The organism is Actinotignum timonense (assembly GCF_900155575.1).
GTDB lineage: Bacteria > Actinomycetota > Actinomycetes > Actinomycetales > Actinomycetaceae > Actinotignum > Actinotignum timonense.
In genome coordinates this window covers 507428-529108 of the sequence record NZ_LT706966.1, presented here as the reverse complement: position 1 = coordinate 529108, position 21681 = coordinate 507428, and the positions used below count along the sequence as shown (strand labels likewise).

Here is a 21681-nt window from a genome sequence, read left to right as displayed (position 1 = left end):
CTGGCCCCGTCACTGGCGCCGCTGCGTGCACCGCTAGCCCCGCCACGTGCGACGCCACCCGCGCCGCCGCCTCGCGCACCACCACGCACGCCATGACCCGCGATGGGCTGGGTATCTGGCACGCGCATGGCACCCCGGCCTGGAAGAACGCCAGCTATCTTTTCGAGGTCGAGGTTGTGGAACCCCGGGCGGGCACCGTGGTGACCTACCGGGTGACCGGCCCCTACGCGGTGGCCCTCACGGTGGATTCCGAGCGCGCCGTCTTCGTGGATTTAGGAGACCCGGCCTACCATCCAGAGCTGTGGCGCACTGCACCGCAGCGCACCCTCACTAACCCGGCCGCCCACACCATTTATGAGCTGCACGTGCGCGATTTTTCAATGTCGGATCCCACCGTGCCCGAGCACCTGCGCGGAAAATACGGTGCGTTCACGCTGCCGGATTCGGCCGGGATGCGCCACCTGCGCGCCCTGGCGGCGGCCGGGATGACCACCGTTCACCTCCTCCCCACCTTCGATATCGCCACTATTCCCGAACGCCCCGAGAACCAGAAGATCCCGCGGATCCCGCCGGCCGCCCCGGATTCCCCGGCCCAGCAGCAGGCCGTGAGCGCGGTGGCGGATTCCGATGCCTATAACTGGGGCTACGATCCGTTCCACTACCTGGCACCGGAAGGTAGCTACGCAGTAGAGCCCAATGGCGGGGCGCGCATCGAAGAGTTCCGTGCCATGGTGGGAGGGCTGCATGCGGCTGGCCTCGGCGTCGTACTAGATCAGGTCTACAACCACACGGCCGCAGCGGGCGGGGCGCCGGCCTCTGTCCTCGATAAAGTGGTGCCCGGGTACTATTACCGGCTGGACGCGCGCGGCACCGTCGCAACCTCGACGTGCTGCCCGAATGTGGCGACCGAAAATCTCATGGCGGAAAAACTCATGGTCGATGCGGTGGTGCTGTGGGCCAAGTACTATCGCGTGGACGGTTTCCGTTTCGACCTCATGGGCCACCATACGCGGGCAAATATGGAGGCGGTGCGGGCAGCTCTCGATGCCCTCACGGTGGAGCGCGACGGTATCGACGGCGCGCGTATCTACCTCTACGGGGAGGGCTGGAATTTCGGGGAGGTGGCCGATAACGCGCGTTTCCGCCAGGCCACCCAGCTGGAGCTGAACGGCACCGGGATCGGGGCCTTCAATGATCGCCTGCGCGATGCCGTCCACGGCGGCGGGCCTTTCGATTCCGATAAACGCCACCACCAGGGCTACGGGACCGGCCTGTTCACCGACCCGAATGGCAACAGCCCGTGCTCTCCGGAGGAGAATCGCGCACGCCTCGGGCACGCCACTGACCTGGTTAAACTCTCCCTGGCCGGTGCCCTGCGCGATTTTCGCTTCCGCACCCACACCGGGGAGTGGAGAAGCGGCGCTGAGCTGGATTACGGCGGGCGGCCCGCCGGTTTCGCCTCCCAACCCCAGGAAGCCGTCAACTACGTGGACGCGCACGATAACGAAACCCTGTGGGATATTGGCGCCTACAAACTGCCGCTCTCCCTGTGCACCGATGACCGCATCCGGATGGCGCTGCTCGCCCTGGCTACGGTGGCGCTCGGCCAGGCCCCGGCTTTCTGGCACGCGGGCACCGAGCTGCTCCGCTCGAAGTCCCTGGATCGGGATTCCTATAATTCCGGGGACCATTTCAACCGCCTGGATTTCTCCGGGCAGAGCAATAATTTTGGGGTGGGCCTCCCGCCCGCCAGCCGCAACGAAGCATCCTGGCCGGTCATCCGGCCGCTGCTGGCGCGCCCCGAACTGCGCCCCAGCCCGGAACAGATCACCCGCGCGAGTGCCATTGCCCGCGACCTGCTGCGCCTGCGCCATTCCAGCCCGCTCATCACCCTGGGAAGCGCGGAGCTCATCCGCGCGAAAGTGAGTTTCCCCAACGGCGGGCGGGGCGCCACCCCTGGCCTCATTATCATGCGCATCGACGACACCGCCGGCCCGGATATCGACCCGCAGCTCGCCGGCATCATCATCGCCTTCAACGCCTCCCCGCGCCCCATCACGGAAAAAATCGAGGGCGTCACGGAAACCTATGAGCTTTCGCCCATTCAGCTTCATGGGTACGACGACGCAGTTCGCGCCGCCGCGCTTATCAGCGGCACCGTTACTGTGCCAGCGCGCTCCGTCGCGGTCTTCCTGCTGAATGCCGCCCGCTGACGGTGGGANGGGCGGAGCGGCCCCGGGCCGGGTTCGGCGCCGCAGGGCTTCCTCCAGCCCGGCCACGACCTCGCCGGCGCGCAAAAGTACCGCGCTGGCCTGGCCATCCGTCCCGCAGACGATATTGCCGATGCGATGGATGCCGTAGCTGAGATAGACATAGAGGTGGGCGGGTGGCCCGAACATGACCCGGGCGCGCGGGGTGGGCCCGGCGAAAGCATGCGAGGCAGGGTCCTCCGCCCCGAGGTAGGCTTCCACCTCGGTGAGGCGCACCGCCACGGTGCCGTCGCCCACCACCGCGCCCAGCAGCAGCGGGGCCAGCTCATCAGCCGGCCGGCTCAGATCCGCGACGCTTGCTGACACGATGCCTGCAGCCTCCTAGGCGTCGTCGCCCATACCCTCGAGGTTGGAAAGAGCCTCGCGAATCTGCGCGGCGCTGGCCCGCAGGGATTCCAGTTCCGCATCCGAGGGCTTCATATCGATCTGCCGGATCGCGCCGCGCGCCCCCACGATGGTGGGCACGGACATGCACACCCCGGAAATCCCGTTCCACCCGGTCATGAGCCGGGAGACGGAAAGCACCACGCGTTCGTCGCGCAGCACCGCCTGGATAATCCGGGAGGCCGCCAACCCGATGGCGTAATTCGTGGAGCCCTTCCCTTCGATCACTTCGTAGGCGGCGTTGATGACGCGGTCGGCGATACCGTCGAGGAGTTCATCGGTGACCGGGCCGGAACGCAGCTCCCATTCGCGGATCGGCACCGTGGAAATCGATGCCATCGACCACATGGGAGTCTCGGAATCCCCGTGTTCGCCGCACATATAGGCGTGCACATTCGAGGTCGCCACGTGGAACTTCTGCGAAATGAGCTGGCGCAGCCGCGAAGAATCCAGCACGGTACCGGTCCCGAAAACGCGCGCGGGCGGCAGCCCGGAGATTTTGAGGACGGCTTGGGTGACCACGTCCACAGGATTGGCGACGACGACGAAAATCGCGTTGGGGGAGAGCTCAACAAGTGGGGGAACAATGGAGCGCATCATCGCCACACTCGCGCCCGCAAGGTCCAAGCGGGACTGGCCCGGCCGCTGGCGTGCCCCGGCGGTAATGACGATAACATCGGAATCCGCGGTGGCCTCTACGTTATCGGTGCCCTCAATTTTGGCGGTCGGCATGAACTGGCCGCCGTGCATAAGATCGAGAGCTTCGGCATGCACTTTTTGTGCGTTGATATCTTGGAGAACAACATGCCGGGCCACGCCTTTAATGAGCATGGCGTAGGCGAGGGAGGTGCCCACCGCCCCGGCGCCAATAATAGAAACCTTTGAGCCTTCAGTGCGCTGGTCAATCATATTTCATTATTTTAGCCGGTGCGGGATGCGCCAAGCCGGGGCTACGGGCCGTTCGCCGGCCCGCGGCACCACCGTCCTGAGCTGCCCCGCCCTTAGCTGACCCGCACCGCCGTGCGCCCGTAACGCTGACCGGCCAGCAGCTCGCGCCCAGCTGCGGGAACCTCCTCCAGCTCAATAACGTGGGTGAGGGAATCGAGCACGCCCGTATCCACGTGCTCGGCCAGCAGCTCCCAGGCGCGCAGGCGCAGCTCGCGCGGGGCCCGTACCGAATCCACCCCGGCCAGAGTGACGCCCCGCAAAATAAAAGGCAGCACCGTGGTGGGCAGCGCGGTTCCGCCGGCCAGGCCGCAGGCGGCCACCGTCCCGCCCCAGCGGATTTGCGCCAGCAGATTCGCGAGCACCTGCCCGCCCACGGTATCCACCCCGCCCGCAAAGCGGGCCTTCTGTAGCGGCCGGGCGGAAGGTTCCTCGAATTCCGAGCGCTCAAGCACCTCGCTGGCCCCGAGCCCGCGCAAGAAATCCCCGAAGCGCTCCGCCCGCCCGGTCAGCGCCACCGGCTCATAGCCAAGTCGCGCGAGGAGGTGGAGCGCAATACTCCCGACCCCGCCGCTCGCCCCGGTTACCACAACGGGGCCGGCCTTCACCGCGTGATCACTAAGCGCTAGCACGCACAGCGCCGCCGTATACCCCGCCGTTCCCAGGGCCGCCGCCTGCGCGGCACTAAAAACTTCCGGCACCGGCACGCAGGCCTCCCCGGGCACCAGCAGCTGCGGGGTGTAACCCCCGTGCCGGAATTCACCCAGGCCCGCCCCGTTCACACTGACCAGCTGCCCCGGGCGCACCGGGCTATCCGGGCCGGCCTCCCGCACCGTCCCCACCGCGTCAATACCGGGAATAAGCGGGCTGACCCTAGCCACACCCCGATCCCCTTTCAAGCACAGCGCATCTTTGTAGTTGAGGGAGGACCAGGAAATATCGAGGAGAACATCGCCTTCCCCGAACGGAGCTGCATTCGCTCCACCGGCCTGAGTATCGAAAGTGAGCGTGGGCGCGGCTGCGTCGTCGCACCGCACAAAAATAGTAGCCATGCATTAAGCGTACCGGCGCGGCACGCGAGGTGCTTTTACCGCTACTATCTGAAGTAGACCCGGCGCGTGAGCCGGGCACAAGGCGCAGATAGGGCCGGCCGCTACTTCCACGCATTCGCAACGATGGCGGTCCCGCCCTATCCTGGCGGAAAGGTGATTCATGATCAACATTAAAGAGGCGGTGGATTCTTTCACCTCCTGGCAAGAAGAGCTTTATGTCCACCTGCATCAGCATCCCGAACTTTCTATGCAGGAAAAAGAAACGTGTGACACTATCGACGCGGAACTGACGCGCCTCGGGTACGCAACGCAGCGGATCGGCGGCGGCGTCGTCGGTGTGCTGGAAAACGGGGAGGGGCCCGCGGTGCTGTTCCGCGCCGATATTGACGGGCTCCCGGTCAAGGAAGCGACCGGGCTCGAATACGCATCCACGCAGACGCGCACGGACGCGGACGGCAATGAAGTCCCGGCCATGCACGCCTGCGGCCACGATTTCCATATTTCTTGCGCCCTGGGCGCGGCCCGTATTTTCGCGGAAAACCGCGAGGCCTGGGCCGGCACCTATATCGCGCTGTTCCAGCCCGGGGAAGAAACCGCGGCCGGGGCGCGCTCCATGGTGGCCGACGGCCTGGTCGATAAGATTCCGGCGCCGGATGTGGCTCTGGGGCAGCACGTGCTGGCCGGGCCGATGCGCGCGGGGCAGGTCGGCACCCACGCCGGGGCGATTCTTTCCACCGGCGCTTCCGTTAAGGTGACGCTGCACGGGAAGGGCTCGCACGGCTCCATGCCGCATCTGAGTATCGACCCGGTAGTGCTGGCCGCCGCCGTGGTGACCCGGCTCCAGAGCGTGGTGGCGCGCGAAATTAATCCCTTCAAGATGGCGGTGCTGACCGTGGGTTCCATCCACGCCGGAAGCAAATCAAATATTATTCCGGACACGGCCACCCTGCTTATTAATATTCGCGCGTACGACATGGACGTGCGCGAACAGCTCCTCGATGGCATTAAGCGCACCGTCACGGCCGAATGCGAAGCGGCCCGCGCCCCGCAGGCACCGGAATTTGAGATCTACGATTCCTACCCGCTTACTAATAACGACGACGCAACTACCGCCAAGGTCACCCAGGCATTCCTGGCACACTTCGGGGAAGAGCGCGTGATGGACTGCGGCGAAGTATCGGCTTCCGAAGATTTCAGCGTGATCCCGGACGCCTTCGGGATTCCCTACACCTACTGGGGCTTCGGTGGTTTCGCGGAAGGCGCGCCCACCTACCCCAATCACAACCCCGCCTTCGGGCCGGTTCTCCAACCCACCCTCGCCACCGGCACCGAAGCCGCGGCCGTTGCCGCGCTCGCCTGGCTGGCGCGGGACTAGCGGGACCACATTTCCACGATGACAAAGGATAAAACTATGGCTACCACCAATGGCGCAAAGGCGCCGGCCGGTACGGCGCAGGCTGGCACGGCGCCGGCCGGTAACCCGCCGCAAGAAACCGGCTACCGCGGCACCGAAAAACTGCTGTGGGGCATCGTCCTCGCGGTGGTGACCTTCTGGCTGTTTGCCGGAACTGCCGCCACCGTGGCACCCAATATTATGGAGGACCTCGGTAACGTGGACGCGGCCGGGATGAACCTCGCGGTGTCCATTACCGGCCTGTTCTCCGGCCTCTTCATGGTGCTCATGGGCGGCCTGGCCGATAAAATCGGGCGCGTACGTATTACCCTCCTCGGGATTGTGCTCAACGCAGCCGGTTCGCTGCTGCTCATTTTCGCGGCCGGGGGCGTGGCGCTGCCGCTGCTGCTGACCGGGCGCGCGATCCAGGGCCTGGGCGCGGCCTGCATTATGCCGGCCTCGATGGCCCTCGTGAAGGCCTACTGGGATGGCCCGGCCCGCCAGCGCGCGGTGTCCATGTGGTCGATTGGTTCCTGGGGTGGCTCCGGCCTGGCCGCGATCTTCGGGGGCACCGTGGTGCAATTCGTGGGCTGGCGCGGAATCTTCATCGCCTCGATTATTATTTCCGTGCTCGCCTTCCTCATGATCCTGGGCACCCCGGAAAACCGGGTGGAAAGCACCGGCCCGCGCAAGAGCTTCGACGCCATCGGCCTGGTGCTCTTCATCGCCGGTACCCTCGGGCTCATGATCGTGCTGCTCTACGGCTCGAAACTCGGCTGGGGCAGCGCGGCAACGCTCCTGCTCACCGCGCTCGCGGTGGTTTCTTACGCGCTCTTCTTCGGGTGGGAACGCAAGCAGGCGAACCCCTTCATTGATTTCGCGCTTTTCAAGAACACCACCTTCACGGGTGCCACGATCTCCAACTTCCTGGTGAACGGCACCATCGGCATGCTCATTATTAGCCAGCAGGTCATCCAGCTGGCCGGGCACAAGGCGGACGGCTCGCTCTACACCGCGTTCGATGCCGGCCTGCTGTCGCTGGGCTACGGCGTGTGCATTATCGCCTTCATCCGTATCGGCGAGAAACTCCTCCAGCGTTTCGGGCCGCGCAAGCCGATGATCTGGGGCTGCCTCATTACCATCGTGGCCTGCGGGCTGCTCATGACCACGCACCTGCTTATCGGCCAGTACGTGCTCATGGCGGTAATCGCCTACTGCCTCTTCGGTCTGGGCCTGGCCTTCTACGCCACCCCGTCCACGGACGCGGCGCTCTCGAACCTGCCGGCGTCCCAGGCCGGTTCCGGTTCGGGTATCTACAAGATGGCCTCCTCGCTGGGTGGGGCGATCGGTACCGCGATTTCGCTGGCGGTCTTCTACGGGCTGCAGGGCGCCCCGGTGCCGGACGTGATCGCGATGTCCGGGCGTACGGATAACTCCTCGATTCGCCTGGCCGCGATGGTCGCCTTGGGTGTTTCTTTGGTGTTCTTGCTGCTCGCCATTGTTTCTATTACGACGACGGTACCCAAGGGTGGGGGCTCTGCCACCGCGGGTGCTTCGGCTCCCAGCGCGGCTCCGGCCCCGCAGCTCGCCCCGGACGACGAGCGCCAGGAGATTATCGCGCGCCTGTCCGAGCTGCCGCTGCGCGATCTCCAGCGCTTGGAGCGCCAGCTGCTCGTGGACGAACTCTCCGGCTTGGACACCAAGGCTTTGCAGGCCCTGGTGGAGAAGCAGAAGGCGTAGTTCTTCGCGCGGCGCGCTCGCGGAGCGGGTGCGCGGGCGGCGGGTGTGACTGCCGCACGCGTAGGCATATTTACATAGGTGTGGGTGCGTATTGCAGATCTCTGCGGTGCGCACCCACACCCCGTTAATGCTGATGTGCTTTCGAAGCGGTCCAGATTCCTCACGTGGCAATCCCGATGATGGTATTTTCCCACTGACCTCAATAATCACATCACACCCTGCGGGGGAGGCATGTGTTTTCAGAGCTGTAGTGCATATGTCGTACATGCGAAGTACAGCTCAGAAAAATACCACCCGCCCGGTAATCTTCGATGGATGAGGTGTGAATTTTGGGCGGTCAGCCTCGCGCAGTCAGCCGCGCATACTCCGCATTGCTCACCGGCTCAAGCCACTCGTTGGAGGTATCCGTGCCGGGAACTTCCACAGCGAGGTGGGAGAACCAGCTATCGGGCGCGGCCCCGTGCCAGTGCTTGGTGCCCGCCGGAACGTTGATCACATCCCCGGGCAGCATTTCTTCCACCGGCTGGCCCCAGGCTTGGTGGAATCCGCGGCCGGCCACGCAGATAAGGATCTGGCCGCCGCCGCTGGAGGCGTGGTGAATATGCCAGTTATTGCGGCAACCCGGCTCGAACGTCACGTTGTACATGGGAACCTGGCTGGTGGAAACCGGCGCGAGGTAGCTCTGCCCGATGAAATACTGGGCGAAACCGTCATTGGGTGCACCGATGGGGAAGAGGCATTCGCGCGCGTGGCGTTCCTTGGCACTTAGCGTATCCGTGCCAGGATTGGCGCCATCACTACCATCCGCACCCGCAACCTCGGTGTCAATACTCCACACGTCCTTCGCCAGATTGAAAACCGCCCAGGCCTTCGGCCAACCCACATACATGGCCGCATGCGTGATAATCGCAGCGATCTCCTCCCGGGTCACCCCGTGATTCTTGGCGTTCTCCAGGTGATAGCGCAGCGAAGAATCCGTGATCCCGGAGGCCATGAGAGCCACCACCGTGACCACGCACTTCATTTTGAGAGATAGCGCGGGTTGATTCCACACCCGCCCAAAAAGAACATCGTCATTGAGCTCGGCAAAAAGCGGGGCAAAATCTCCCAGCTGGTCACGGCCCGCGGTTTGGGTAATCTTCTCACTCACCTGAGATCATCTCCTTCACGTATGGCCGACGCCTTTGCCCAGCCAAAAACAGACTACACCCCGGCGCATCCGGTCTCGGGTGCGCCGGGGTGTAGGGGCGAGCCTTAGTGGCCCGGTCCGTTCATAGGTGCGTTACTTGCGCCGGTGGCGTTCCAGGGCGACGCCGCCGCCCAGGCACAGGGCACACAAAGCGATCACGCCCATGATCTTCGCCAGGGTGCTCAGCTTAATGCTCCGATCCCAGCCGCTCGCCGAAGCGTCCGCATTCGCACCGGCAGCCGCCTGGTTACCCTGGCCCGCCACGCCATTGGGCATGCCAACGAAGGCGGAACCGGAGGGCGTGCCAGCACCGGGCGTGGCACTCGCCGACGGCGTAGCGGAGGGGGCCGCCGCTTTCCTGGCTGCCGGCCCACCGGCCTTCGCCGGAGCGGGGGAAAGGGGGCGCGGTGCCCCGCCGCCACCGGACTGCGGTGCGCCAACTACCTGGGTACCCGTGAGGGTGGCTCCGCCACCGGGGCCGAGCGGTGCGTTGCCGCTCGGCGGCAGCACCTTTGCCCCGGGATTCTCCGGAAGTGGGGCGGGCGCGGGCGGCCCGGCCGGGGTTAGCGGCTTATTTCCGGGATTATTTCCCATGCCGGGGATACCCGGCTGCGAAGTTGGTTTCTGCGTGCTAATATCCCCCGGGGTTCCAGGTGTGGCCGACGGTTGCGGTGCGGGAGTGGCGCCCGGCGTGGGCGCACCACCCGGATTAACGGTGCCGCCCGGGTTGCCACCAGGGTTACCTCCGGGGTTGCCGCCCGGATTCGGCGTGCCGCCGGGGTTGCCGCCCGGATTCGGATCCGCGGAGGGATGATCCGCACCGCCCGGTTCGGGAGCGGCGGGATCGCCGGGGATGCTCACGGTGCCCTGCTCGTAACCGGCGATCGTCTCATCCCCGACCAAGAACACTAGGCGGCCCGCCCGATTGGCCCCGCCCGCGCCGGAAGCTTCCGGCGCGGCTGCGGCGTCGTCGTACCACACCCGCAGCACGTACACGCCCGGCTGCGTGAAGGCCCAACCGGCGTGCTGGTGCGTGGGATCGGGCAGGTCAAGGGCTGTGCTCGAGGCGTCGAAAAGCCGATCCACGTTCCCGAAGCCGCTCAGCGCGTAGGCGTGATACTGCGCGCCCGCCGGAATCGACTCCGGCTCCACGTGGAAACGCGTGGGCTTGCGGTAGCTCTCTGTGGACCACCCGGGCCAAATATGCGAACGATCCCAGTTCTGGGGCAGCTGGTAGATCCGCTCGCCCTCCGCGCCGAGGAAATCAAAAGCCGCGCCCTTCGCCCGCGGGGACTTCGCCGAATCAGGAACCGCCAGCGCCACCGTGCTCACATCGCGCTGCACCGAGGTGGTGGCGTGCTCGAGGGTATCGTCCTTGAGGGTGACACCCGGGCCGCCCTCACCCGGCACCGCCTGCAGATCCACGTGGCCGCGGCGCAAAATGGTGCGCGACGGGGCAGGCTGCGGTGCGGGAGCTGGTGCGGGAGCGCTAGGCGACACAGAAGGTGTGGGCGCCGGCGCAGGCGGATTCGGGCCGGGGTTTGGTCCCGGGTTCGGGTTTGGCGCAGGATTCGGACCCGGGTTCGGCGCGGGATTTGGTCCTGGCCCCGGCGCCGGTTCAGGTTGCGGTGCGGGGGCTGGCTGGGTACCGGTACCAATCGCGGGAGCCGCGGCGAGCCGCCCGGAATAGCTTTGCGGGGCGCTCAAATCCATGGTGCCAAAACGCACGTCCGCCGCCGCGCTCATATTCACTTCCGGATGCGGGTCGATGCTGAGCTTGAGATGGTAGCCCTCGCACCAGGAATCGCCCTGGGTCACGGTGGCCACGCCGCGCGAATCCGTCACCATATTCACTTCGCAATCGGGGTACTTATCCTCCGGTTTCGCGTAGTAGCCGCCGTGCACGTACGCGCGCACCTTCGGATCCGCGAAAGCAACCGAGGTGGTCACGTTTCCGGTGGCCGTCTTTTCCGTGCGTACCGTGTAATCGAAGGACGACGGCGTATACTCCCCGCCCTCCATGGCCGGCGCCGGGTCCTGCGAATGGGGTTCAGGCAGCTGCGCGGCGCTCTCCGAGGTGCCGGCCTCGGCCGCCCCGAAGGTGTAGGAGACCGGGGCGGATATCCAGCGGGCCCCGGTGGTGGCCTGAGCGCCGGGAGCCGAATTGGCTGCGTCGTCGGCCTTGGGCGCGCCGGCCGCGCCCTGCGTTCCCGGGGCGGCGGGCACGAAAACCGCCTGGAAATTCGAGGCGCCCGAGCCGATCATCTCCGCCCAGCGCGCCTTCCCCTTCTCCACCGGGACTTCAGCCAAGAAGTAACCATCCAGGAAGAACTGCACCTTCCCCGCTACCGTTTCCGAACCGGCATCGAAACGCAGTTCGGTGAGCTGGTCATCCGCGTCATGCTCGCGGCCCTCGTACGGGGCGAGGGAGAAACGGTAACCGGAGGTATCCCCGGTGGGGGCAGCATTGAACGCGGTAGCCAGATCGGGGCCCGCCTCTTTGGCCGGGCGGGTGCCACCCACCTGCCATACAAACGGAATCTCCTGCGAGGCGATAATCTTGCCGTCCACCCCGCGCGCGATGGCGCGGTAGGTCAGGGTGTAGCGCCCCGGCTTGGTAAAAGCGGTCTCGTTATGGGTGTGGCTGCCGGGCACCAGGTAGGAGACTCGCCGCCCCGTCTCGTGGCTGGAGAACAGCGGGAGGTAGAGGTCCATATTGGTCATGAAGGCTTCCATGCGCCCCGGGCCGTCGAACTTGGTCAGCTCTAGCGCGAAGGTGCCGTTGCGGAATTGCTCCACCGGAATGGCGGCATCCGCACCGAAACCGGCCCAGATAGGGAAGGGGCCGCTGGGCATGCCCGGCGCGGAATACCAGCGCTCGGCCACCTTGCGCAGATGCCCGTAAGCCTCGTTATCCGGGGGCAGGAAAATGTACTGCTGCCCGCCCTGATTCGAGCCGGAGCGCGCGTAGCCGCGCCCCACCCAATTGACGGTCTTCTCCAGCGGATACAGCTCGTCATAGGCTTCGTTTTTCAGCACGAACGTACCGTTTTCCCAAAAAACCTTGGGGGCGTCAACGTGCGCCGTCGTTGTGACAATCTTTCCGTCATCCGGGGCGGCCGCGGCGGCCGGAGCTATCCCGGCGGTGAGTGCGGCGGCGGCCAGGGCCGCGAGGAGGCGTCGTGCCATTCTGTCTCTTTCCGTTTCGGTGTGCGGCAGTCCGGGTGAGAGACAACCACATCACCCCTTATTGATAATCATTATTGTTATCAAATAGGCTAGGTGGCGCAAGTACCGCAAGGAAAGGAAAGTCATGACAGCACTCACACGGCGTGCTGCGGCGGGGCTGGCGGGCGCCATGGCGGCGCTCCTGGCCGGGTGGGGAGCATTCCTTCCTGCCGCCCAGGCCGCACCGGCGCCGGCAGCGCCCGCGGGGGCGGGGGCCGGGCAGCCCACCGTTCTCACCTCCGGGCATATGGACCTCTTCAATATCACCGCCGGGGCGGATGGCACCATCTCCCTCAATCTCAAGGAAGATGCCACCGGTACCGGGGTGGAGCGCGCCCCCGAAGAAACCGTGATCGGGGTAGTGGAGCGAACGTTCATTAGCAAATCTGCCGAGGTTCCGCAGCTGGGTACGCCCGGCTTTTTGCTCGACCAGGTGCAGCAGCCCGGAATTGTATGGCCCGGCTGGGATTCCGGTGCGGCACGCCAGCTCGGCGGCACCGCGGCGCGTTTCGTAGTGGAGCAGCTCGAAGGTCCCGGCAAGGTCTTCCTGTGGGAAACGAATTTCGCTACCCTCAACCCGATTCTGCGCGACGCCGGCGGCGCCCCGAGCTTCCAGATGGGGCCGGGTAGCGTGATCGCCCAGCCTGAACCCGCGCACCAGCACGCCAATTGGCTCTTCTCCGCGCCCGGCACCTACCGCATGACGGTCCGCGCCGAAGTGGATACTCCCGCCGGCACCCTCACCGCGCCCGCCCGCACCTACACCTGGGCGGTGGGCGACGCGGCGATTGCGGCCGCGCAGGGTCACGATAACGATGGCTCCGGTAGTGGTTCCGGTAGTGGTTCCGGTAGTGGTTCCGGTAGTGGGAACGACGGCGCCGCTGGCGTGCCGGGCGATTCATCTACTNGTGCCCCCGCCAATAGCGGCCATTACGACCTGGGCGCGGTGGTGGACGGCGGCCAGCTGCGCGCCGCCGTCAAGGACGATAATTCCGGGCAGTGGGTTGACCCGGCTTCCCTGAGCTTCGGGCTGGGGGAGGCCGCGGCCACCACCGCCCCGGCCGGCATCGATTTCGTGGCGAGCGCCGGCGAGCGCATCTACATGATTTCCTCCAGCCAGGTCTCCGGTGTGCCGTGGCTCGGCGCGAATACCCAGCATCCCAGCTTCCGCGAAGCGACCACCGGCGAGCTCACCCTGAGTGTCACCAGCGTGTCCGGCCCCGGCAAGATGGCTGTATTCGAATCGGGTACCTTCGGGCAGCTGGTGGGCCAGCAGTGGTTCGGTTCGAGCGGCGGCGGCACCGAAACGGTGTGGGAAGGCCGCACCGCGGATGGCCAACCTTGCGAACTTTCCGCCGAGCAAATCGCCCAGCTGGAACGCGAAGGCAAGAAGCTCGGCAATAACCTCGCCCATTCCGGCTCCGAGGTTATCGACCCGCTCTCGGTCACCCTGGCCCTCCTCTGCGTGGGTGGGGTGGTGCTGTACACCCGCAAGCGGGCCTAGCCTATGATGGTGGCAGCGTCCGCTTCGGCGCCTGTGGCGGCGGCCGGGCGCGGCACACCCAGTCAATACACGAGTGAAAAGCGCGGGATACTTATGAAGATTTCAATTCTGGTGGGTAGTTTGCGGCGCGGTTCCTACGCGCGCAAAATCGCGAGCGAAGTGGCCGGCTATTTCCCCGAAGGGTACCAGGTGGAGATTGTGGAGATCGGTCACCTGCCGCTTTACAATTTCGATTACGACGACGCAGCTGTGACGGACGTACCCCTGCCCGAAAGCTACACCAGCTTCCGGGAAACCATTAAGGCCAGCGATGGCATCCTCTTCGTCACGCCGGAAAATAACCGCACCGTGCCGGCTTGCCTGAAGAACGCCGTGGACATCGGCTCCAAGCCCAATAGCGATGTGGCCTGGAAGAACAAGCCGGCCGGCATTATCAGCCATTCGGTGGGGCGCATGGGCGGCTACAGCTCGCAGAAGAACCTGCGCCTGGCGCTTTCCTACTTCGATATGCCCATGCCCGGGCAGCCCGAAGTGTTCCTGGGCCGTTCCCCGGAACTCTTCGATGAGTCCGGCAAGCTGAAGGCCGATACCGCGGACTTCGTGCGCGGCTATATTGACCGCTTCGTGGCCCTGGTCGAGAAGAAGTAAATCTCGCTCATCGCGTAGCGCACCCCCGAGTTGGCTCCGGCCGGCTCGGGGGTGTTTTTTCGTGGCCAGAACGCTGGTGGGAAAGGTGCGGCGTCGTCGTTATGACGTACACCACTGCGGCGAGCCTTAAGTCCTAGGTGCCCACAATGCGACACTATATCTAGTGGTCTAAATTGAAGTGACCACAATATCTAGTGTTTTGATGAAAATTGGAGAAGTCATGAGCGCACCTGATGGACGGCATTACACCCTGCGTTCCTTTATGCCGCCGCAGTACATCCAGCATCCCGAGGGGCCCTTCCGGCCGATCAACTGGAATTACGTCCCGGAGGAGAAGGATTTGGAGGTGTGGCGCCGGCTCACCGCGAATTTCTGGTTGCCGGAAAAGGTGCCGCTCTCCAATGACCTGCCTTCCTGGCAGCGCATGAGCGAGGTGGAGCAGACCCTCGTGATGCGGGTCTTCACCGGCCTGACCCTGCTGGATACCGTGCAGGCCAGCATCGGTGAAATTAGCCAGATCCAGGACGCGCACACCGAACACGAGCAGGCCGTCTACGCCAATATCGCCTTCATGCAGGCGGTGCACGCGCGCTCGTATTCCTCGATTTTCTCCACCCTGGCCTCGAGCGCCCAGATCGAGGAAGCCTACACCTGGGCGGTGGATAATCCGCTACTCCAGCAGCGAGCCAAGGCGGTGCTGGAACACTACGTGGGCGATGACCCCCTCAAGCGCAAGGTCTCCTCCACCCTGCTCTCCTCGCTGCTGCTCTACGCCGGGTTCTTCCTGCCCCTCTACCTGTCCTGCCGCGGCAAGCTCATGAATACCGCGGATCTTATTCGCCTCATCCTGCGCGATAAGGCGGTGCACGGGTACTACTCCGGGTACAAGTACCAGCGCGGCCTGGAAGAATGCGGCGAGGCGCGGCGCGCGGAAATGGAAGAATTCACCTACGGGTTGCTCGAAAAGCTCTACCAGATGGAACTCGAGTACTCCGGTGAACTTTACGAGCCCGTGGGTTTGATGGACGACGTCGCAATTTTCGTCCGCTATAACGCCAATAAGGCGCTCATGAACCTTGGCTACCAGGCACGCTTCAGCGGTGAAGAAACGCGGGTGAGCCCGGAGATCCTTACCGCGCTTTCCCCGGCAGCCGATGAAAACCATGATTTCTTCTCCGGTTCGGGCTCCTCCTACATTATTGGGGAATCGGAAGATACCACCGACGACGATTGGGATTTCTAAAGTAGCCCGAAGCTGAGTATCAGAAGGTGAGTAGCCCAAGGTAAATAATCCACAGGCGAGTAGCCCAAAGGTCCTGACCTGTGGTGCGATGATCGGGGCGGCTGACTGCGCGGGTGATGCGTGCGGGTGGCCGCCCCGAGAAAACGAGAGATTGGGTACATTTACCGGAGCGATGCCCCAGGTAGGGACCGTGGCGGCACATAAGTATTCACGTGGCGGGGCGCGGTGTGAATCGGGGAATGTACCGCGCGCATGCCCGCCCTTTCGCCGCGCCGGCACGGGACTTTAGTACCGCCCGGGCGGTGTGGGTGGTGAGCGAAGGCCCGCACTGTCACGGAAAAGTATTATTATTCACGCCGGTGCGGGCGGCATAATGGCGAGGTGGACGCGCGGCCGCGCCGTCGAAAAAGCGGCCAGGCAGGCCCGAGCGCAACGAAGCGCCCGTCTCAAAACCGCGCGGCGCCGCGGGTTAATACTTAGTAAATAATTCTGAAACGGCCTGATAAAAAGTTAGTTATCTCCGCGAGGGGAGCCGTGTTGCTACGCGGTTTATATAACCTTTGGTACTGAATAATTGAATACGGCTCTTTGTGCTAGGCTCATGAATTGTTTAGGCGATTTAGCTGACGGGGTCGGTTGAATTGCGGGGGGGGGGTGCACTCCAGCGCTACCCTCCCACAATTGACGCTCTCCTCATGCTTCACCCTAACGATCCATAAACCTACTAATGGAGAAATAATGTCCCAACACACGGAGTCGACTCAGTCGGCGCCCGGAGTCTCCGCGTCTGTGTCCCGCAAGGGTGGGCATCGTCGTCGCACGAAAGTGTGGGCCGGTCTCACCGCCGCGGCGCTCATGACGACGTTTGCTTCGGGAATCGCCTACGCTGCACCCCAAGGTAATTCCGGTGCGGCGCCGACTGCTCCCACGGCGCAGTGTCCGACGTATGTCGGTGACACCGCTGTCGAAGCAGGCGCGAACCAAGCTGGCGCTAACCGACCGGATATTCCTTTCAAGCAAGATGCCATTATCGAAGCCGATGCTTTCAAGACCGGCTGGATTAAGAGCACCACCGATGCCAGTAACGCCAAGAACACGCTCTCGGGGCGTGCGTTCTTCGGCGGCGTTGGCACGCCGGCAACCACCTCCAATGGTGCAACCCCGGTTCCGGACGGAACCAAGGTGTACCTCCAGTGGCGTGATACCGACGGCGCGGCCTCCCCGATTTACTCCACCACCGTCAAGACGATTGACGAGAGCGACGGAAGCCAGATCGGCCCCGGCGCCTACGCTTTTGATCTGCGCGTGCCCTGGGTGGATAACACCGGCAAGCAGCACCTCTACAAGGCTGTTGCTGGCCAGTACTACCGCCTGTGGATTAATGATTTCACCAACCCGGCCGGCAATCCCGTCACCATGGTGCGCCAGGCCGGCGGCTTCTTCCCGGGTGCCTTCGTCAATAGCGTGACGGCCAATAACCTGGGCCAGTTCCCGCTTATCGGCACCAATATGCAGCGGACCGCGGTGTTCATGTACACCGATCCGAATGATTACCTCACCCGCCCCAAGAACGAATGGGTCAATGATGACAAGGGTCCCCTGACCGACCCGGCCGTGACTCTTTCTACCCGGGACTCCGTTTCCGGCAAGGTGTGGTTCGAATCCGGTGCTGGCGATCTTGCCAACTCCGCCACCGGCCCGAACTTCAATACCTCGGGTGATGTGGTGGCCTCCGGCTACACCGTGGTGCTTTCGCAGCTGACCCCCGCGGGCAAGGCTGCGCTCCAGGAACTGCGTAATGCCACCCCGTCCGTGAATGACCGCGAGGTCAAGGTCCGTGACATGCTCACCGAGCACCCCGATTACATCGAGGGTACCTACACGGCCACCACGAACGAAAAGGGCATGTACACCATCCGCCTGCCGAAGAATGCCGGCGCGGACGTGGACCGTATTTACATGTACGTCCTGGACCCGAACGGGCGAGTAGTCCCGAACTACTCCTCCTTCATGCGCCAGACCTTCAACATGTTCAACTCGAATGCTTCGTGGACTCCGCAAACCTCCGCGGCTGTCAATCTGATTACCAATAACTGGTACAACGTCAATCTGGCGCTGGTGCTCAGCGTGCAGGTGGAACTGGATATCACGAACTTCGACGCGCAGGAAAACTACGCCCTCCCCGGGCAGACCGCTGAAGTCAAGCTGACCGGTAAGGATCTCTCCCCGCTGCCCAACCGCATCGAGTGGACCGATTCCAAGGGCAAGGTTGTGCAGACCAACGGCGGCCTGAAGAAGCTGAGCGATGCCAGCAAGGCATACTTCAAGGTTCCGGATAACGCGAAGGACGGCGAAATCTACACGGCAACTCTGTATGCCGCTGAAAACGCTGTTTCTTCCGATTCCTTCATCGTGCGCGCGATTCCCGTCAAGTACGACGCCGTCCAGGTGAAGAAGACCCAAACTGAGAAGAGCAAGGCTCCTTACGCGACCCGCGAAGCCAAGGGCTTCACGCAGGCCGGTAATAACAAGTACCAGCTGCCCGCCGATGCTACCTACGAGCTGGGCGAAGGTGCGAAGGCCTGGGCTACTGTTGATCCGGCCACCGGCGTGGTGACCGTCAAGCCCGGCGCGGACGTGGCTCCCTGTGACTACCGCATCCCGGTGGTTGCTACCGTGACCGATCCGCTCAACGCCAAGAACAAGCTCAAGCTCAAGACCTGGGTTCCGGTCAAGGTGCTCGCGCAGCTCACCGATACCTACGATCCGAATTACAAGCAGGACAATACGGTAGAAGCGGGGCAGACCATTGAGGTTCCGGCCCCCACCTTCGATAAGCTCGCTACCAAGAAGGTCGAAACCGACCCCGCTCCGACGGAGAAGGGTAAGAAGACCACCTTCAAGCTCGGCGAGAACTCCCCGATTACCGCCACGGTTAACCCCGAAACCGGCGCCATTACGGTGACTCCGGCCGCGGGCACCGCCGCTGGCCCCTACGAGGTTCCCGTTGTTGTCACCTACCCGGATGGCAGCACCGATACCGTCAAGGTTCCGGTAACCGTGACCGTTCCGGCTCCGGTGGATACCGATAATGACGGCGTGAACGACGACGCAGACAAGTGCCCCACCATCGCCGGCCCGGCTTCCAATAATGGTTGCCCGGCGTGGAACAACGGCGAGGGCAAGCCCGGCACTGACGTGACGCTCACGAAGGACCCGAAGAACGGCCCGATCCCGAGCACCGCGACCTGCGAGGCCGGCAATGGTGCCACGTGCACCATCGGCACCGATGGCAACGTCGTCGTCAAGGTTCCGGAAGGCACCGCCCCCGGCACCGAAATTCCGGTGACCATTAAGAACGAGGGCAAGACCCTCCACACACCCAAGGTGACGGTTACGGCCCCGGATCCGGTTCCGAACCCGGATACCGATAATGATGGCGTGAACGACGACGCAGACAAGTGCCCCACCATCGCCGGCCCGGCCACCAATAACGGGTGCCCGGCCTGGAGCGACGGCGAGGGTAAGCCCGGTGCGGACGTGACCCTGGCGAAGGATCCCGCTAACGGCGAGATCCCGGCGTCTGCCACGTGCGTGGCGGGTAACGGTGCTACCTGCACCATCGGCACCGACGGCAATATCACCGTGAAGGTTCCGGACGGCGCGACCCCCGGTACCGAGATCCCGGTGACCGTCAAGAACGACGGCAAGGACCTGGACACCTCCAAGGTGACCGTGCTTGCTCCGAATAACCCGGCCTGGAATGACACGACCACCAAGCCGAGCGAGCCGGCGCAGCTGCCTAACGCGGGTGGCCCGGTTCCGGACGGTTCCACCGTTGAGGTGACTGGTCCGGGTACCGCCAAGCTCAACCAGGATGGCTCGATCACGGTCACTCCGAACGCGAATGCGAAGGATAAGGACCAGATCGTTGTTAAGGTCAAGGACCCCAACGGCAAGGACCTGGATACAGCGACCGTGACCATTGCTGACCCTGATCCCGATAAGGACGGGGTCTCCGGGGATGCCGATCAGTGCCCGACCATCGCCGGGCCGGCTTCCAATAATGGTTGCCCGGCGTGGAACGACGGCGAAGGCAAGCCCGGCACCGATGTGACGCTCACGAAGGACCCGGCCAATGGCCCGATCCCGTCCTCGGCCACGTGTGAAGCAACCGGTGGTGCCACGTGCACTATTGGCGGGGATGGCAACGTCGTCGTCAAGATTCCGGCGGGTGCAACTCCCGGTACCGAGATTGCGGTGACCATCAAGGATGGTGACAAGGTCCTCGACAAGTCCAAGGTGACCGTCACGGCCCCCGCTCCGGTTCCGAACCCGGATGGCGATAACGACGGCGTGCCCGATGCTCAGGATCAGTGCCCCACCATCGCCGGCCCGGCTTCCAACAATGGTTGCCCGGCGTGGAACGACGGCGAAGGTAAGCCCGGTGCGGACGTGACGCTCACGAAGGACCCGGCGAACGGCCCGATCCCGACGACCGCGACCTGCGAAGCGACCGGCGGTGCAACCTGCACCATCGGCACCGATGGCAATGTTGTGGTCAAGGTACCCGCGGGTGCTAAGGACAAGTCCGAGATCACTGTGACCATCAAGGATGGTGACAAGGTCCTCGATACCTCCAAGGTGACCGTCAAGGATCCGGATACCGACGGCGATGGCCTGACCGATTCCGAAGAGGAAAAGATCGGGACTGATCCGAAGAATCCGGATACTGATGGTGACGGTATCAACGACGGCGACGAAGTCAATGGCACCAAGAACCCGTTCAAGGACGATAAGTTCAATAAGGACGGCAAGCCTGGTAACACCAACCCGCTCAACCCGGATACCGATGGTGACGGGGTGAATGACGGCGACGAAGTTACCGGCAAGAACAACGGTGGCAAGCCGACCAACCCGAACAAGGCCGATACCGATGGCGATGGCGTGACCGACGCTGACGAAATCAAGGACGGCACGGACCCGAACAATGCTGACACCGATGGTGACGGCGTGACGGACGGGGACGAAAAGAAGGACGGGACTGATCCGAAGAATCCGGATACTGACGGTGATGGTGTGACTGATGGTCGTGAAAAGGACCTGGGCACCGATCCGAAGAATCCTGATACTGATGGTGATGGCCTGACCGATGGTGAGGAAGTTGGCACGGATATCGACGAGAACGGTAAGCCTGCTCGTAATGAGGATGGCACCCCGAAGGTTGATGACTCCAAGGCCACCAAGACCGACCCGAAGAACCCGGATACCGATGGTGACGGACTCACTGATGGTGAGGAAAAGAAGATCGGGACTGACCCATTGAACCCGGATACCGATGGTGACGGGCTCACGGACGGTGACGAGGTCAATGGCACCAAGAACCCGTTCCAGGATGACAAGTTCAATAAGGACGGTAAGCCTGGTAACACTGATCCGCTCAACCCGGATACCGATGGTGACGGCGTGAATGATGGTGACGAGGTGACGGGCGCTAAGAATGGTGGCACTCCGACTAACCCGAATAAGGCCGATACTGATGGTGACGGCGTCAATGATGGCGACGAAATCAATAATGGTACCGATCCGAATAAGGGTGATACCGATGGTGACGGTCTGACGGATGGTGAAGAAAAGGTGATCGGTACTGACCCGAAGAACCCGGACACCGATGGTGACGGGCTCACGGATGGGGATGAGGTTAATGGCACCAAGAACCCGTTCAAGGACGATAAGTTCAATAAGGACGGCAAGCCCGGTAACACTGACCCGCTCAACCCGGACACCGATGGTGATGGTCTCACTGATGGTGACGAAGTGACCGGTGCTAAGAACGGTGGCAAGGCAACCAACCCGAATAAGGCCGATACCGATGGTGACGGTATCAACGACGGTGACGAAATTAAGAACGGCACCGACCCGTTGAACCCGAACGACCCGGGCAAGGCCGCACCGAAGACCAAGAAGGTCAAGAAGGCCAAGGGCCTGACCGCGACCGGTGCCGATGTGGCATCGCTGGCAGTCTTCGCTCTGCTGGCTGCCGGTGCGGGTAGCGTGGCGATTCGCCGGCGCAAGAAGTAACACA

General features: G+C 63.7%; 11 protein-coding genes and 1 pseudogene. 7 read left to right on the top strand and 5 right to left on the bottom strand.

Annotated elements, in window-relative coordinates; genetic code table 11:
• A partial coding sequence (gene pulA / locus CZ322_RS02220) for a pullulanase-type alpha-1,6-glucosidase (protein ID WP_234984422.1) occupies positions 1–2213 on the top strand: 2213 nt, incomplete at its 5' end.
• Positions 2214–2252: 39 nt separating this feature from the next.
• On the opposite strand, the pseudogene CZ322_RS10305 reads toward pulA, so the two are convergent.
• The 3 genes and pseudogenes from CZ322_RS10305 to CZ322_RS02205 form a co-directional block, all read right to left on the bottom strand.
• Positions 2253–2576, bottom strand: a pseudogene (locus CZ322_RS10305) (DNA-3-methyladenine glycosylase); the annotation flags it as partial.
• Between the two features lie 15 nt (positions 2577–2591).
• Positions 2592–3563 (bottom strand): L-lactate dehydrogenase, encoded by a 972-nt coding sequence (locus CZ322_RS02210; protein WP_087070035.1) that lies wholly within the window; start codon positions 3561–3563, stop codon positions 2592–2594.
• Positions 3564–3655: 92 nt separating this feature from the next.
• Complete coding sequence (locus tag CZ322_RS02205; RefSeq protein WP_087070034.1) at positions 3656–4651, bottom strand: acrylyl-CoA reductase family protein; 996 nt, start codon at positions 4649–4651, stop codon at positions 3656–3658.
• 160 nt (positions 4652–4811) lie between these two features.
• On the opposite strand from CZ322_RS02205, the gene CZ322_RS02200 reads away from it, so the two are divergent.
• The gene (locus tag CZ322_RS02200; RefSeq protein ID WP_035276970.1) at positions 4812–6026 is read left to right on the top strand and encodes an amidohydrolase; all 1215 of its coding nucleotides are present in this window, start codon (positions 4812–4814) and stop codon (positions 6024–6026) included.
• Positions 6027–6062: 36 nt separating this feature from the next.
• The gene (locus tag CZ322_RS02195) at positions 6063–7784 is read left to right on the top strand and encodes an MFS transporter (RefSeq protein ID WP_087070033.1); all 1722 of its coding nucleotides are present in this window, start codon (positions 6063–6065) and stop codon (positions 7782–7784) included.
• Between the two features lie 337 nt (positions 7785–8121).
• Here the strand turns inward: CZ322_RS02195 and CZ322_RS02190 are convergent, their stop codons facing one another.
• Both CZ322_RS02190 and CZ322_RS10070 read right to left on the bottom strand, forming a co-directional pair.
• Positions 8122–8934 (bottom strand): carboxymuconolactone decarboxylase family protein, encoded by an 813-nt coding sequence (locus tag CZ322_RS02190; RefSeq protein WP_087070032.1) that lies wholly within the window; start codon positions 8932–8934, stop codon positions 8122–8124.
• Positions 8935–9066: 132 nt separating this feature from the next.
• Positions 9067–12162, bottom strand: coding sequence for a choice-of-anchor M domain-containing protein (locus CZ322_RS10070; RefSeq protein ID WP_087070031.1), 3096 nt, complete (start codon positions 12160–12162; stop codon positions 9067–9069).
• A 124-nt stretch (positions 12163–12286) separates the two neighbouring features.
• On the opposite strand from CZ322_RS10070, the gene CZ322_RS10200 reads away from it, so the two are divergent.
• From CZ322_RS10200 to CZ322_RS02165, 4 genes are all read left to right on the top strand, one after another.
• Complete coding sequence (locus CZ322_RS10200; protein WP_087070030.1) at positions 12287–13705, top strand: choice-of-anchor M domain-containing protein; 1419 nt, start codon at positions 12287–12289, stop codon at positions 13703–13705.
• Positions 13706–13798: 93 nt separating this feature from the next.
• Positions 13799–14353 carry an NADPH-dependent FMN reductase gene (locus CZ322_RS02175; protein WP_200807162.1) on the top strand — a complete coding sequence of 185 codons (555 nt, stop codon included), beginning with the start codon at positions 13799–13801 and terminating at the stop codon, positions 14351–14353.
• A 202-nt stretch (positions 14354–14555) separates the two neighbouring features.
• Entirely contained in the window at positions 14556–15596 is a 1041-nt protein-coding gene (nrdF, locus tag CZ322_RS02170) for a class 1b ribonucleoside-diphosphate reductase subunit beta (RefSeq protein WP_268760135.1), read from the top strand.
• A gap of 738 nt (positions 15597–16334) precedes the next feature.
• Complete coding sequence (locus CZ322_RS02165; protein ID WP_143231812.1) at positions 16335–21677, top strand: Rib/alpha-like domain-containing protein; 5343 nt, start codon at positions 16335–16337, stop codon at positions 21675–21677.
• Positions 21678–21681: the final 4 nt, after the last annotated feature.

Bases quoted from the DNA above. Each gene is read 5' to 3' on its own strand.
- CZ322_RS02210 (WP_087070035.1), bottom strand. From the start codon at position 3,563: ATGATTGACCAGCGCACTGAAGGCTCAAAGGTTTCTATTATTGGCGCC.
- CZ322_RS02195 (WP_087070033.1), top strand. From the start codon at position 6,063: ATGGCTACCACCAATGGCGCAAAGGCGCCGGCCGGTACGGCGCAGGCT.
- CZ322_RS02200 (WP_035276970.1), top strand. From the start codon at position 4,812: ATGATCAACATTAAAGAGGCGGTGGATTCTTTCACCTCCTGGCAAGAA.
- CZ322_RS02175 (WP_200807162.1), top strand. From the start codon at position 13,799: ATGAAGATTTCAATTCTGGTGGGTAGTTTGCGGCGCGGTTCCTACGCG.
- CZ322_RS02165 (WP_143231812.1), top strand. From the start codon at position 16,335: ATGTCCCAACACACGGAGTCGACTCAGTCGGCGCCCGGAGTCTCCGCG.
- CZ322_RS10070 (WP_087070031.1), bottom strand. From the start codon at position 12,162: ATGGCACGACGCCTCCTCGCGGCCCTGGCCGCCGCCGCACTCACCGCC.
- CZ322_RS02205 (WP_087070034.1), bottom strand. From the start codon at position 4,651: ATGGCTACTATTTTTGTGCGGTGCGACGACGCAGCCGCGCCCACGCTC.
- nrdF (WP_268760135.1), top strand. From the start codon at position 14,556: ATGAAAATTGGAGAAGTCATGAGCGCACCTGATGGACGGCATTACACC.